The 13952-nt window shown below is 71.4% G+C and carries 12 protein-coding genes and 1 pseudogene; 6 read left to right on the forward strand and 7 right to left on the reverse strand.

Translation table 11 applies throughout. From position 1 onward, the window contains the following. Window positions 1-7: 7 nt before the first annotated feature. Window positions 8-248, forward strand: a pseudogene (locus F0344_RS04065) (hypothetical protein). Between the two features lie 52 nt (window positions 249-300). On the opposite strand, the gene F0344_RS04070 reads toward F0344_RS04065, so the two are convergent. Then, on the reverse strand, window positions 301-1584 hold the full coding sequence (locus F0344_RS04070; RefSeq protein WP_185297454.1) for an aspartate aminotransferase family protein: 1284 nt from the start codon (window positions 1582-1584) through the stop codon (window positions 301-303). Next, window positions 1581-2423 (reverse strand): nitrilase-related carbon-nitrogen hydrolase, encoded by an 843-nt coding sequence (locus F0344_RS04075; protein ID WP_185297455.1) that lies wholly within the window; start codon window positions 2421-2423, stop codon window positions 1581-1583. The genes F0344_RS04070 and F0344_RS04075 overlap by 4 nt, the downstream gene beginning before the upstream one ends. 246 nt (window positions 2424-2669) lie before the next feature. On the opposite strand from F0344_RS04075, the gene F0344_RS04080 reads away from it, so the two are divergent. The 3 genes from F0344_RS04080 to F0344_RS04090 all read left to right on the forward strand — a co-directional run bounded on the left by F0344_RS04080 (window position 2670) and on the right by F0344_RS04090 (window position 5267). Continuing rightward, window positions 2670-3716: an aldo/keto reductase gene (locus F0344_RS04080; protein WP_185297456.1), complete on the forward strand. Its 1047-nt coding sequence runs from the start codon at window positions 2670-2672 to the stop codon at window positions 3714-3716. 6 nt (window positions 3717-3722) lie between these two features. Beyond that, window positions 3723-3959, forward strand: coding sequence for a hypothetical protein (locus F0344_RS04085; protein ID WP_185297457.1), 237 nt, complete (start codon window positions 3723-3725; stop codon window positions 3957-3959). A 75-nt stretch (window positions 3960-4034) separates the two neighbouring features. Further along, window positions 4035-5267: a PP2C family protein-serine/threonine phosphatase gene (locus F0344_RS04090; RefSeq protein WP_185297458.1), complete on the forward strand. Its 1233-nt coding sequence runs from the start codon at window positions 4035-4037 to the stop codon at window positions 5265-5267. Between the two features lie 146 nt (window positions 5268-5413). Here the strand turns inward: F0344_RS04090 and F0344_RS04095 are convergent, their stop codons facing one another. From F0344_RS04095 to F0344_RS04105, 3 genes are all read right to left on the reverse strand, one after another. Next, window positions 5414-6763, reverse strand: a complete 1350-nt coding sequence (locus F0344_RS04095) for a hypothetical protein (RefSeq protein ID WP_185297459.1) — start codon at window positions 6761-6763, stop codon at window positions 5414-5416. Window positions 6764-6892: 129 nt separating this feature from the next. Continuing rightward, entirely contained in the window at window positions 6893-7273 is a 381-nt protein-coding gene (locus tag F0344_RS04100; protein ID WP_185297460.1) for a PPOX class F420-dependent oxidoreductase, read from the reverse strand. A 50-nt stretch (window positions 7274-7323) separates the two neighbouring features. Then, window positions 7324-7656, reverse strand: coding sequence for a helix-turn-helix domain-containing protein (locus F0344_RS04105; RefSeq protein ID WP_185297461.1), 333 nt, complete (start codon window positions 7654-7656; stop codon window positions 7324-7326). Between the two features lie 41 nt (window positions 7657-7697). On the opposite strand from F0344_RS04105, the gene map reads away from it, so the two are divergent. Further along, window positions 7698-8465, forward strand: coding sequence for a type I methionyl aminopeptidase (gene map / locus F0344_RS04110; protein ID WP_185297462.1), 768 nt, complete (start codon window positions 7698-7700; stop codon window positions 8463-8465). Between the two features lie 192 nt (window positions 8466-8657). On the opposite strand, the gene ggt is transcribed toward map, so the two are convergent. Further along, window positions 8658-10454: a gamma-glutamyltransferase gene (ggt, locus tag F0344_RS04115; protein WP_185297463.1), complete on the reverse strand. Its 1797-nt coding sequence runs from the start codon at window positions 10452-10454 to the stop codon at window positions 8658-8660. 543 nt (window positions 10455-10997) lie between these two features. Here ggt and F0344_RS04120 point away from each other — a divergent pair. Beyond that, window positions 10998-13145 carry an MMPL family transporter gene (locus tag F0344_RS04120; protein WP_185297464.1) on the forward strand — a complete coding sequence of 716 codons (2148 nt, stop codon included), beginning with the start codon at window positions 10998-11000 and terminating at the stop codon, window positions 13143-13145. A 92-nt stretch (window positions 13146-13237) separates the two neighbouring features. Here the strand turns inward: F0344_RS04120 and F0344_RS04125 are convergent, their stop codons facing one another. After that, entirely contained in the window at window positions 13238-13684 is a 447-nt protein-coding gene (locus F0344_RS04125; protein WP_185297465.1) for a thioredoxin domain-containing protein, read from the reverse strand. Window positions 13685-13952: the final 268 nt, after the last annotated feature.

Genomic DNA, 13952 nt, shown 5'->3' on the forward strand with positions numbered 1-13952 from the left:
CGCTCCCATGAGGATTCATCCGAGCAGCGTCTTCGTCGACGACCAGGCCGAGGCCCTTCGCTTGTGCACCGACATGCTGGGCTTCGTGAAGAAGCACGACGTCCCCGTGGGTCGTGCACGGCGAGTTCACCCGCCTGCGGAAGCTCGGGGTGCGCTTCACCCAGGAGCCGCGGAAGATGGGGCCCGTCACCACCGCGGTCCTGGACGACACCTGCGGAAACCTGATCCAGCTCGTGCACGGCGCGTAGGGAGCGGGCACCCGTTCCGGGTCTCGCGCCCGGCCCCGGCTGCACGCCGGACCTACTCGGCCGCGCGCAGGGCTTCGCCGAGGATCGCCGCTCCCTCCTCGGCCTCGGCGACGGTCAGGGACAGCGGTGGGGCGATTCGCAGGACGCTGGTGCTGTGCCCGCCGCCCTTGCCGAGGAGCAGTCCGCGCTCCCTGGCCGCTTCGAGGACCGCGGCGGCGGTCTCCGGGTTCGCCTCGTCGGTGCCCGGCTTCACCAGTTCGATGCCGATCATGAGGCCACGGCCACGCACTTCGCGTACGCACGCGGAGCCCGCGACGACCGCACGCAGCCGCTCGATGAGCAGTCCCCCGACGCGTCGCGCGTTGCCCGGGAGGTCGTGTTCCAGGAGGTACGAGAGGTTGGCGAGCCCGGCCGCCATGGTGACCGGGGAGCCGCCGAACGTCGAGATGGAGTTGGCGTCCAGGCAGTTCATGACCTCGGCGCGGGCGACGACACCGCCGATCGACATGCCGTTGCCGATGCCCTTGGCGAAGGTGAGGATGTCCGGCGGCCCGTGCTCGGCGTGTGCCTGCCACCCCCAGAAGTGGTCGCCCGTCCTCCCCCAGCCCGTCTGCACCTCGTCCGAGATCCAGAGGATGCCGTGCCGGTCGAGGACCTGGCGGAACGCCGCGTACAGCCCGTCGGGGGGCGAGGTGAAGCCTCCGACGCCCTGGACGGGTTCGGCGATCAGCGCGGCGGCATCGCGGGTGTGCCCGAGGAGGTCCTCCAGGTCGGCGACGCACGCCTTGACGAACCGGTGGTCGCTCAGCTCCGCGTACGGTCCACGGGTGCGGACTCCGCCGTGGACGTACAGGGTCTGGAGCGGCGACAGGCTGGTGGGCGACCAGGCGCGGTTGCCGGTGACGGACACGGCGGAGAAGGACCGGCCGTGGTAGCTGTTGCGCATCGCGAGGATCTGGTTGGACCTGCGGTACGTCGTCGCCAGCAGCAGCGCGGTGTCGTTGGCCTCGGTGCCGGACGTGGTGAAGAAGACCCGGGCGTCGGGGATGCCGGAGAGCGTGGCGACGCGCTCGGCGAGTTCCACCATCGGGCGGTTGAGGTAGAGCGTCGAGGAGTGGATGATCCGCCCGGCCTGCTCGGCGACCGCCTTCGTCACCTCGGGCAGGGCGTGCGCGGTCATGGTGGTGAGGATGCCGCCGAAGAAGTCGAGGTAGCGGTTGCCGTCCGCGTCCCAGACGTGCCGGCCCTCCCCGTGGGTGAGTTCCAGGGGATCGCGGTAGTAGAGCGCCAGCCAGTCCGGGCTGACCGCGAGATGGCGCCCGTGCAGTGCGGTCACGGCTCGACCAGCCCCTTGTACGCGTCGGGACGGCGGTCCCGGAAGAACGCCCACTGCTGCCGTACCTCCTCGATCATCCCGAAGTCGAGGTCGCGGACGACGAGTTCCTCCTCCTTGTCGCTCGCGACCTCCCCGACGAACTGGCCGCGCGGGTCGACGAAGTAGCTGGTGCCGTAGAAGTCGTTGTCGCCGTACTCCTCCTGCCCGACCCGGTTGATCGCGGCGACGAAGTACTCGTTCGCGACGGCGGACGCGGGCTGTTCCAGCTGCCACAGATGGCTGGAGAGGCCGCGCGAGGTGGCGGACGGGTTGTAGACCAGCTGGGCCCCGTTCAGACCGAGTTGGCGCCAGCCTTCGGGGAAGTGGCGGTCGTAGCAGATGTAGACGCCGACCTTGCCGACTGCGGTGTCGAACACCGGCCAGCCGGCGTTCCCGGGCTTGAAGTAGTACTTCTCCCAGAATCCCTTGACCTGCGGGATGTGGTGCTTGCGGTACTTGCCGAGATACGTGCCGTCGGCATCGATCACGGCGGCGGTGTTGTAGTAGAAGCCGGACTGCTCGATCTCGAAGACCGGCACGACGACCACCATGCCGGTCTCCCGGGCCAGGTCCCGCATGCGGCGGACGGTGGGCCCGTCCGGGACCGCCTCGGCCCAGCGGTAGTGCTCCGGTTCCTGCACCTGGCAGAAGTAGGGGGCGTTGAACACCTCCTGGAAGCCGATGATCTTCGCCCCCTGCCGGGCGGCCTCGCGCGCGTGCTGCTCGTGCTTGGCGATCATGGATTCGGTGTCGCCTGTCCAGGTCGCCTGGACGAGTGCGGCGCGTACGACGTGGGACATGAGCTGCTCCTTCGACGCGGCGTCAGAGAGCCTCTACGTGGTTTCTACGCCCGTAGACACAGTGCGTACGGGAGAACGTAAGCCCCGTCCCACAGTGGGGCAAGACCATCGCCGTGAACCGGCTGAGTCGATCATGTTTCGCACCCGGGCGGTCCACTCCTTGCGGGGACGGTCCTGCCCGGTCACTTGCGTTCAAGTGCGCTCGAACTCGTAGCCTCCGGTACACGACCACCGAAGGGAACCCCCGTGCGTTACACACTGTTCGGCAGGACCGGCCTCCGCGTCAGCGAGCTCGCACTGGGCGCCATGACGCTCGGCAGCCACGAGAAGGACCCCCGGGCCGTCACCGCGACGAGTGGGCGCATCATCGACGCGTATGTGGAGGCGGGCGGCAACTTCGTCGATACGGCCGACGTCTACGGCACGTCCGAGGTGGTCCTCGGCGAGGTGCTCGGGCCGCGCCGCGAGAGCCTCGTGCTGGCCAGCAAGTACACCTGCGCCACCGCCAAGGGCAATATGAACGCGGCGGGCAACCACCGCGGGAACCTCGTACGGTCCGTGGAGTCGAGCCTCACCCGGCTGAACACCGACCGGCTCGACGTCCTGTGGGTACACGCCCGCGACAACTTCACCCCGGTCGAGGAGGTCATGCGGGCCCTCGACGACCTCGTCAGGGCCGGGAAGGTGCTCTACGTCGGCGTCTCCGACTGGCCCGCGTGGGAGATCGCCCAGGCGTGCACGCTGGCCGAACTGCGCGGCTGGACCGCGTTCGCCGGATCGCAGCTGCGCTACAGCCTGCTGGAGCGCACACCCGAACGAGAACTGCTGCCGCAGGCGCGCGCGTTCGACCAGACGGTGTTCGCGTGGAGCCCGCTCGCCCGGGGCCGGCTCACCGGCAAGGACCTGGCCGGCGGCCCGGAAGCGGCGGACAGCGGGTGGGACGCGACCCGGCGCCAGGAGCACGCCACGATCAGCACCGTCGTGGACATCGCCCGGCAGGGCGGCTGGACCCCGGCGCAGGTGGCACTGGCCTGGCTGCGCGGGCGGCCGGGCAACATCGTCCCGATCATCGGCGCCTCCACGGAGAGCCAGCTCGCGGACAACCTGTCCTGCCTGGACGTCGAGCTCGACGCCGCAGCCGTGGCGCGCCTGGACGAGGTCAGCGCCGTACCGCTGGGGTTCCCGCACGACTTCCTGCGCGAGCCGGGTGTCGTGGAGACGGTGTACGGCGACCGCTGGGCGGAGATCGACGACCGGCGCTCCACCTACCGGCGCACGACGGACGGGGCCTGACACGGCGTGACTAAGGCCCCCTTCGCACCGGGCCCGGGAGGCGGTCCCACCCCTTCGGTGGCGGCGGTCGTGTCCGGGCCACCGGGCAAGGGTGAGACCACGCTCGCCCTGCACGCCGCCCGTGAGCCGACGGACCGCTTCCCCGGTGGGCAGCTGGTGCTGGGCCTGCGCGGTACGGAGGACGACCTGGCTCGGGGCCGGGCCGCGACAGCTCCTCGCCACGCCGGGGGGAAGGCCCTGTGACCTGGTGTGATCGACGCTCCAGGTGAGCTCGGCGAATCCCGGGGCATAAGCGCCGTCAGACGATGGGAGGTTGCCATGGATGGCAGAGACCTGGAACTTGGCGAGCTTCTGGCCGCCGCGGAGTCCGCGCCGCCAGGGGAGTCCGTCGGCGTGATCGCGCACGATCTGCGCAAGCGCTTCGGGGCGGAGCGCGTGTCGTTCCTGTTCGTGGATCTCATGGGCCACCGGCTGCTGCGCCTGACCGCGCCGGCCGAGGGGGACAGGGCGGACGCCGCCGAGCGGATCGACATGAAGGGCAGCGCGTACGACACGGTCCTGCGCACCCAGCGCCAGCACATCGAACCGGACGGCCAGGGCGGACGTCGCGTGATCTCGCCCGTGAGCAACCGCGGCGACCGCATCGGCGTACTGGAGGTCACACTCCAGTACGCCGATGACGCCGTGCTCGCACAGATCAGTGACGCGGCCCACGCGCTGGCCTACATCATCGTCACGGACCGCCGCTTCACCGACCTGTACCACGCGGGCCGGCGCACCACTCGGACCAGCCTGGCCGCCGAGATCCAGCACCAGCTGCTCCCTTCGGCGTCCTGCTGCGAGGCACCGCAGTTCACCCTGGCCGCGGGTCTGATCCCCGCCGACGACATCGGCGGCGACACCTACGACTACACCCTCGACCAGGACACCCTGCACCTGTCCATCACCGACGCCATGGGCCACGACACCGACTCCGCCCTGCTGGCCACGCTGGTCACCAGTGCGCTGCGCGGCGCCCGCCGCGCGGGCTGCGACGCGCTCCGCCAGGCCCATCGCGCTCACGAGGCCCTGCTGAGCCACAGTCGCGGGCTGGCCACCGGCCAACTGCTCTGCATCCAACTGGAGACGGGCACCTGCGAACTGGTCAACGCGGGGCACCCCTGGCCTTTGCGCCTGCGGGACGGTGCCGCCGAGGCCGAAGAGGTGCAGTTGGCCGTCAACCTGCCGTTCGGCGTCGCGGCGCCCACCTCCTACCAGCTCCAGGAGCTTCAGTTGCACCCTGGCGACCGCTTGGTCCTGCTCACCGACGGCATGCAGGAGCGCGGAGCCGCAGCTGTCGATCTGCCCTCGCTCGTGACGGAGACCCGCACATCGCATCCCAGGGAGGCCGTCCGCACCCTGACCACAGCGGTACTGGATGCCTGCCGGGGCAACCTCAAGGACGACGCCACCGTCGTCATCCTGGACTGGCACCGCACCGAGGGGTTCGCTCCACCCGGCGCTCGCGGACGACAAAGACCTGCTCAGGCCGCGTCAGGCACAGCGGCCTGAGCGTGGGGCCCGGCCCGGACCCCTGGACCGGATGATGCGGAGGGGGCGACGGCTGACGACCGTGCCGGAGGTCAGGCACCACCGTGTACGCGCTGACCGGGAGCGCCCCCGTAGAGACCGGCCCGTGCAGACAGTGAGCTGACAGCCTAGGCCCCGGTGATGCCCGCCATCCGCAGCGCGTGGACGAGATCCCACTCCCTCGCCGCCGACACCTCCCGGGCCGCGGCCAGCAGCTGGGGGACGAGGCAGTGCGGGTCGCACTCGGCGATCCGCGCCGCGTCCTGCGGGGTGCGCACCCGGACGAAGGCGCCGAGCAGCGCACGCGCCTGCGGGTCCAGACCCGCCCGCCTGAGGGCGGCCACGGCGTCGGCGACGTCGGTGGCGGGGCGTGCCGCGCCCTGACGCAGCAGGTCGGCGCAGTCGTCGGGCCGCCCGGCCGCGGTCAGCGCGCCCGCCGCCGCGGCCAACGCGGCGGGCGGCAGCGTGGACACCTCCCACAGCAGGGTCGCCCAGTCGGCGGCCAGCCCCGCCCGGTGCAGGGCGAGCGCGAGGACGGGCAGGTGTCCGGCCGGCCAGGCCGCCGCCTCGCAGAGCACGACGTGCGCCTCGCCGCTGCGGCCTTGTGCGCGCAGCCACAGGAGCCGTTCGACGGCCTCGTCGGAGGCGCGCGGGGCGGCGGGGTCGGGTGCGGTGGCGGGCGTGGGCGCCGCAGCGGCCTGGCTGTCCGGCTGGGCTGCGGCGCCCCGGAAACGCGCGCCTCGCGGGCCCGTGGCGGCCGTCGGCGGTACGGGGAGAACAGGCACCGCCGAGGGGGCGGTCGTCGCCGTCTCGTCGTCGACGTCCAGGCCGGCGAAGCGGGCGCCGCGCGGCTTCTTACGCTTCGGGGCGGGAGCGGGACCTGCTTGCGGGACGGACTCGGCCCGGCGAGCATCCGCGAGCGCCGTACGCGCGCCGGTTCCCGCGGGCACCGCACCCTCCGGTTCCCCGGTCCGGAACCAGCCCTTGGGCGCGGACACCGCCGCGAGCCGCTTGCGCAGTTCCGCGCTGCGGGCCGATGCCCGCTCCAGGTCGTCCCGGGCCCAGGCCAGGGCCTCCGCGCGGCCCTCCGGGGTGTGGCCCGCGTCCACGGAGACGGCGTGCAGTCGCTGCTCGGCGTGGGCCTGTTCACGGAGCATCAGTTCCAGCCGCTGGACGAGTGCCCGGCGGCCGCCGGGCCGCCGGTCGTGGGCGGTGGCCGACGCGGAGTACAGCGCGGCGGCCCGTACCGACTCGTGCTCGGCGAACGCCGTGCCGCGCGCCACGGCCAGGTCCTGGAGCAGCGACTCGACCACGTCCCAGGGCGGCACCTCGGTGCCGTCGAAGCAGGCCCCCATGCCCTCGGGGTCGCGCCGCAGGAACACCCCGTACCAGCCGTGTCCGGGGTCGAGCAGGGCCGTCAGGTCCCGCAGGTAGTGCGCGAACGTGGCTACTTCCACCGCAGGTTGATGCACCGTCATCGTCGCCCTCGCCGACCGTCGACTGGAACCTTCCAGTCCGGGGGTATTCGATCGCAGGCGTGTTACGGGACGGCTACGCGGGTCTTTCGGGCGTGCTGCGGTCTGCCCGCGCGCAGGCTCCCACGGGTCTCAGAACGTGATCGCGATGCCCGTGTGGGGGCGCTTCCCGAGCCGTACGACTGTCGCGGGCCAGTCGAGGAGCCAGTACTTCCAGGTGTACTTCCGTCCGATGACCTTGCGGACCTTGCGGGTGCCGTCCTCGTCCAGCAGCCGCGCGGCGCCCTCGGCGCTCGGGGCGCGCTCGGCGACGCGGCCCCGCACGTCGCAGACCGTGACGGTGACGCGGCTGTTGTTGCGCAGCCGCTTGACCTTCCACGAGTCGGACCGGGTCCAGACGTACAGCACCTCCCCCTCCGCCGCGGCCCAGACGGGCGTGGCGACGGGGGTGCCGTCCTTCCGGTACGTGGTCAGGCTGACGTACTCACTGCGTGCGAAGTCCTGAAGAGTCACGGGCGCGACCCTACGCGCCCTCGCGGGCCGTAAGTCAGGTGAGGGGTGCCTCAGGCCGTGAGCGGGAAGGGTGCGGGCGGAGTCCCCGGTCCGCGTGGTGCGAGCGGACCGGGGGCACTGCCCGCAGCCCCGGAAACGGGCTCGCACGCGCACCGGGCGAGCAGGTCGTCCATCGAGAGGCCGAGGGCGCCCGCGAGGGCGGCGACCGTGAAGAAGGCGGGGGTGGGGGCCCGGCCCGTCTCGATCTTCCGGAGGGTCTCGGGGGAGATTCCGGCGCTCGCGGCGATCACGACCATGCTGCGCCCGTCGCGGGCTTCACGCAGCAGACGGCCGAGGCGTTCGCCGCGTGCGCGCTCTTCAGGGGTCAGGGGTGTACGAACCATGCCGTCATTCTAATACCGCTTCGACCGGTATAGTAATTGGCATGGTGCAACTCAAGACAGACACATCCATCGAAGCGATGCGCGAGGCCGGCCGGGTCGTCGCACAGATCCTGACCTCCGCGCGGGAAGCCGCCGCCGTCGGCGTCTCACCCCGCGAACTCGACGAGTTGGCCCGCGAGGTCCTGCGTGAGGCGGGGGCGACCTCACCGTTCCTGAACTACCGGCCGCACTTCGCCCCCACACCCTTCCCCGCGGTGATCTGCGCGTCCGTCAACGACGCGATCGTGCACGGCATCCCGACGACGGACCGGCTCCGCGACGGCGACCTGGTGAGCATCGACGCGGGCGCACTGCTGAACGGCTGGGCGGGTGACTCGGCCATCAGCTTCACCGTCGGCCGCGCCCGCCCCGAGGACACCCGGCTGATCGACACGGCGTTCGCCGCGCTCGACGCGGGCATCGCGGCGGCGGTCGTCGGCAACCGGATCGGCGACATCGCCCACGCGATCGGCACCGTGTGCCGCCGGGCGGGCTACGGCATCCCCGAGGGCTTCGGCGGCCACGGCATCGGCCGGTCGATGCACGAGGACCCGGGTGTCCCGAACGAGGGACGCCCTGGCCGCGGTATGCCGCTGCGGCACGGGATGGTGCTCGCGATCGAGCCGATGCTGATCGGCGGCGGAGGCGACGACTTCCGCCCCGACCGGGACGGCTGGACCCTCCGTACGACCGACGGCAGCCGCGCGGCCCACGCGGAGCACACGGTCGCGATCACCGACGACGGCCCCCGCATCCTCACCGCGCTCTGAAGACCCGGCACCCGGCGGTCAGTCGCGGTTCACGAACTCCCTGGCCAGTGCCGTCCCGGCGGCGACCGCCGCGTCCGGAGACCCCGCACGGGCCTCCCTTCCGATGCGGTCATGCCCGCATCAAGGCCTCGGGGCCGGTTCGACGCGACACGTCGTACCGGCCCCGAGGCCGCAGCTGCTCCGTCATGACGTTCAGCCCGGACGCACCACCATGGCCGAGCCGCCGCCCCTGCGCACCTTCTCCGCCGCCGCGACCCAGCGGCCGTCCGGCAGCCGCCGCACCGCCGTCGCCGCCCCGATCTCCGGATTGAGCCGGAAGGCGTGGCCGAGCGATTCCAGACGGGCGCGGACCGGGCTGTCCCAGAGGCCGGGCTCGATCTCCGTCGTCGCCGAGTTGCGCTGACTCGCGCGCGGCGCCGCGATGGCCTCCACCAGGGGGAGCCCCCGGTCGAGATGGCCGGTCAGGGTCTGGAGCACGGTGGTGATGATCGTCGCGCCGCCGGGCGAGCCCAGTGCCATGACCGGCCTGCCGTCCTCGAGCACGATGGTCGGCGCCATCGACGACCGGGGCCGCTTGCCGGGACCCGGCAGATTGGGATCGTGCACCGCCGGGCCGGCGGGCGCGAAGGAGAAGTCCGTCAGCTCGTTGTTGAGCAGGAAGCCACGCCCCGGCACCGTGATGCCGCTGCCGCCCGTCGACTCGATGGTCAGCGTGTAGGCGACCACGTTGCCCCACTTGTCGGCCGCGGTCAGATGCGTCGTGTTCTCCCCCTCGTACGGGGTGGGCGCGGCCTCGCCCGTGCTCGCGCAGGCGGCCGGGTCGCGCGGGTCACCGGGCGCCAGCGGGCTGGTCAGCGCCTTGTCGTCGTCGATCAGACACTCCCGCGCGTCGGCGAACCGCTGGCTGAGCAGTTCCCGCGTGGGTACGTCCTCGAACGCCGGGTCACCGACCCAGCGGCCCCGGTCGGCGAACGCGATCCGGCTCGACTCGATGAGCCGGTGCAGATACCGCTCCGGGCTCGCCTTCGAAAGATCCGTGGACTCCAGGATGTTGAGCGCCTCTCCGACGCTCGTACCGCCGGAGGAGGACGGCGCCATGCCGTACACGTCAAGACCCCGGTAGCCCACCCTGGTCGGGGCCTGGCGCAGGGTGCGGTACCGCTTCAGGTCCTTGGCCGTCAGGTCACCGGCCCGCACCACCCGGTCCGCCTCCGGATCGAGGGGCGGATTGCGGACCGTCGTCACGATGTCCTCGGCCAGCTCACCCCGGTACAGCGCGCCGGCACCCTCGCGGCCCAGCTTCTCGTACGTCCGCGCGAGATCGGGGTTCTTGAAGACGGAGCCGGTCACCGGGAGCCGGCCACCGGGCAGGAACAGCTTCGCGGAGTCCGGGAAGTCCGCGAACCGGGCCTGGTTCCCCTCCGTCTGCGAGCGGAAGGTGGCGTCCACGACGAAGCCGTCGCGGGCGAGCCGTTCGGCCGGTTTCAGCAGCTGGCGCAGGGGCTTGCTGCCCCAGGCGTCCAGCACGGTGTCCCAGGTGGCCGGGGTGCCCGGTGTGCCGACGCCGAGACCGCTGGTCATGGCCTCGGCGAAGGGGATCGGTTTCCCGTTCTCCAGGAAGAGCGAGGAGTCCGCGCTGCGCGGGGCGGTCTCGCGGCCGTCGACGGTCTGCACCGTGCGCCTGGCGGCGTCGTAGTGGACGAAGTAGCCACCACCGCCGATGCCCGCCGAGTACGGCTCGGTGACTCCGAGCGCGGCCGCGGTCGCCACGGCCGCGTCGACGGCGTTGCCACCGTTGCGGAGCACCTCGATACCGGCGGCCGACGCGTCGGCGTCGACGCTCGCCACCGCGCCGCCGTACCCCACCGCCACCGGTGACTTGGGCGGCGGGCCGGCGGGTGTGGACCCGGCTGGAGCCGCTGCCCCGACGGAGGCGATGACGGCGAGAACACCTAAGACCGAGACATTCCGCCTGACGGAACGACGCATGCGCACCTCCGGTGAAGGATCGTCCGCGCAGGGTAACGCCGTTCCGTCCCGATCGTCAGGACCGCCTCGAACAAGAACCCGAATGACCGCTGGCATGCCCGCACCTGTCCCCTGCTGCGCGGACTCGGCCGGGGGCGGCGCATGAATGTGGGCGTGACCGTCACCGCCGACCGGACCCGAGCCGAAGCCCTTCTCACCCGGCTCATGACGCCCGGTGAGGTGAATCCGTCGCGGAGTCACTCGGATGCTCCTGTACAAACGGCTGAATCACGGAAAGTATCCACTGCATGCGTGCCGCATCGTCATCAGAGCGGCATATCCGTGCAATTGCCGATCGATGGGGCTGACGCGCCGTCGGGGAGACGGACCCGCGTCGCCGACGAGGCCGTCACCCGCCCAGCCAGGTCCTTGGCTGCATGAAGAACCGGATCCGCAAGCAAGGTCCGCCCGGCCGATCTCCCCGTTCCGCCATCGTCCGCGCCTGATTTCCACCTCGTGCCAGGGGCGGGCTCGGGCGCGGCCCCGCACGCAGGAGCCTCACCCTTGAAACTCCCTCACACCACGCCCGACGCCGCGGCTTCTCCTGGTACCGGCACGCTGGGGCGCCTCGGCGTCTGGTCGGTACTCCACTTCAAGACGGTGGTCGCCGGATGGTTGCTGATCGTCGCGGCGCTCGGCGCCTTCGCCCCCCAGGTCACCACAGCCCTCTCGGGGGCCGGATGGCAGGCCGACGGCTCGGACTCGGTCAAGGTTCGCGGGATCGCCGAGAAGCATTTCGACGGCAACGCGTCCACCGCACTGCAGATCGTGGTCAGTGCCGACCGCCCCGTCACCGGCCCGGAGGTCCAGGCCGTCATCGACAGGGCGAGCGATCTGGCGGCGGCGGATTCCAGGATCTCCACCGTGATCCCGCCACAGCGGGGGGCCACGATCAGCGCGGACGGCCGAACCGCCATCCTCCTGGCCGGTGCGGACGCGGACCCGGACACGATGGTGCGGGCGGCCGACGACCTGAAGGAGCCGCTGGAGGAACTGTCCGGTGACGGAATCGAAGTGCATGCCACCGGCGCGTCCGTGTTGTGGAGCGACTTCAACGAGGCCAATCACGACGCGATGCTGAAATCGGAGCTGCTGTCCTGGCCCGTCACCCTGGCCATCCTGGTGCTGGCGTTCGGCTCCCTGGTCGCGGCAGGACTCCCCCTGCTGCTCACCCTGGCCGGACTGGTCGCGTCGGCAGGATCCCTGGTGCTGATCAGCCACCTGGTCCCCGTGTCGATCTGGGCCATGAACTTCGCGATGATGTTCGCCCTCGCCCTCGGCATCGACTACGCGCTGTTCATCGTGGCCCGTTTCCGCGGCGCCCGCGTAGGCCGCTCACTGGGCATGCACGAGGCGGTCGCCGAGACGATGGACACCGCGGGCAAGGCGGTCCTGCTGTCAGGCGCGACCGTCCTGGTCAGCCTCTCCGCCGTCATGCTCGTGCCGTCCCCGGCGTTTCGGTCCATGGCCGGCGGCATCATGCTCGCCGTCGCGTTCATCCTGGCCGCCACCCTCACCCTGCTGCCGGCTGTGCTGGGCCGACTCGGCCACCGGATCGACTCACTCGCTCTGCCCTGGGTCCGTTCCGGCGAGCACCGCTCGGCCCGGTTCGCCGCCTGGGGCGAACGGCTGTGGGCGCACCCCTTCAGGTACGGGGCGCTCGCACTCGCGGTTCTGCTGGTCCTGGCCGCCCCGGTGATCGGCCTTCGCACCGCGATGCCCTCGATCACCGTCATCCCCTCCGACACCAGCGCCCGTGCCGGCTACACCGCGGTCCAGGAGGCTTTCGGTGAAGGGGCACCGGGCACCCTGCAGATCATCACGACCACCGATCGCACCGAGGCCGTCACCGCGCAGATCAAGGCTTCCGAGGGCATCGCCGGCGTCATGCCCGGACAGGAAGCCGCCGACGGCTCGGGATGGTCCATGATTCAGGCCGTACCCACCGTCGATCCGTCCGACCCGGAACTCGGCGCCACTGTGGACACACTGCGTGCCGACCTGCCCGAGGGCACCCTCGTCGGTGGCGCCGCTGTGGAGAACCTCGATCTTCAGCACCTGCTCAACCAGAAGACCCCGCTGGTCATCGGGGTGGTCCTCGCTCTCGGATTCGTCCTGCTGCTGTTCGCTCTGCAGGCCCCGCTGATCTCGTTCCTCGGCACAGTCGCCAGCCTGCTGTCCACCGGCGCCGCCTTTGGCGTGGCCCGACTGGTCTTCCAGGACGGCCACGGTGCGGATCTGCTCGGCTTCACCCCACAGGGCTTCCTCGACGGCTGGGCTCCGGTGTTCTTCTTCGCGATGATCTTCGCCATCGCCATGGACTACACCGTCTTCCTCCTGGCCTCCGCCAAGGAGCACTACGAGCGCAGCGGTGACCCCCGGGAGGCCATGACGGGCGCCCTCGCCCACTCCGGCCGAGTGATCTCCGCCGCCGCCGCCGTCATGGTCGCCGTGTTCTTCACCTTCGCCCTGTCCGGCCCGCTGCCGCCCAAGGAGATGGGCATCGTCCTGGGTGTGGCGGTGCTCCTGGATGCGGCCCTTGTCCGACTCATCCTGCTTCCGGCGCTTCTTCGTCTGTCCGGGCATGCCGCGTGGTACAGCCCCCGCTGGCTGCGCCGCATCCTGCCCGACATCACCTTTTCCCACGGCTGAGCGCGACGCCTGTTTCCTGACGCCCCGCGGAACCCGCCAGGGCGCGGGACGGCGGGGCGCGGAGCGGACGCGGCCCCCGGCGGCGAGGGAACTCATCGGTCGCCATCCTCCTGCGGCGACCAGGTCCGAAGAGGGTGCGCGGCCCTCCTGCGGGCCACCCGTGCGAGACGCGCGCGATGCACGCCGTACGCCCGGCCGGCCGGCTGCGGCTCGAGTGTGTCCGCCTCACGGAACTTCGCGATGAGCTTTTCCAGCGCGGCCTCGGAGAGAGCGCCCGCCCGGGCGTGCAGGACGACGTTGTCGCGCATCACCATGAGCATGGGGATCGAGGAGATCGCGAACGCCGTCGCCAGTTCCTGCTCGGACTCCGTGTCCACCGTGCCGAACACGATGTCCGGGTGACGCTCGGACGCGCGCTCGAAGACCGGCGCGAACATCCGGCACGGGCCGCACCACCGGGCCCAGAAGTCGAGGAGGACGATGCCGTCGCCCTTGACGGTGGCGTCGAAATTGCTGTGCGTCAGTTCCACTGCGGCCATGGTCGTCTCCAGACATAGAATATACCCCCTAGGGTATAGAAGGCCCCGCGGTGGCCCGTTGTTCCTCCTACGGCGGGCCGGGTCGAGGATGTCCGAGGATATACCCTGGGGGGTATCTGCGACACGGGCGCTCCCGCCGACCGGGACGGGTGCCGCGATCGTGGCAGCGACGTGCGGCCGGGCGGTGGGTCCGCCCGGCGGGAGGGTGCCCTGACCCGGAGGCGTGCCGGGCGCCACCTGGTGGACGGGCCGCTTACGGGCGTCGCTC

Source organism: Streptomyces finlayi (genome assembly GCF_014216315.1).
Lineage (GTDB): Bacteria > Actinomycetota > Actinomycetes > Streptomycetales > Streptomycetaceae > Streptomyces > Streptomyces finlayi_A.

Coding starts and splice junctions, on each gene's coding strand:
- map (WP_185297462.1), top strand. CDS start 7,698: ATGGTGCAACTCAAGACAGACACATCCATCGAAGCGATGCGCGAGGCC.
- F0344_RS04090 (WP_185297458.1), top strand. CDS start 4,035: ATGGATGGCAGAGACCTGGAACTTGGCGAGCTTCTGGCCGCCGCGGAG.
- ggt (WP_185297463.1), bottom strand. CDS start 10,454: ATGCGTCGTTCCGTCAGGCGGAATGTCTCGGTCTTAGGTGTTCTCGCC.
- F0344_RS04095 (WP_185297459.1), bottom strand. CDS start 6,763: ATGACGGTGCATCAACCTGCGGTGGAAGTAGCCACGTTCGCGCACTAC.
- F0344_RS04105 (WP_185297461.1), bottom strand. CDS start 7,656: ATGGTTCGTACACCCCTGACCCCTGAAGAGCGCGCACGCGGCGAACGC.
- F0344_RS04125 (WP_185297465.1), bottom strand. CDS start 13,684: ATGGCCGCAGTGGAACTGACGCACAGCAATTTCGACGCCACCGTCAAG.
- F0344_RS04075 (WP_185297455.1), bottom strand. CDS start 2,423: ATGTCCCACGTCGTACGCGCCGCACTCGTCCAGGCGACCTGGACAGGC.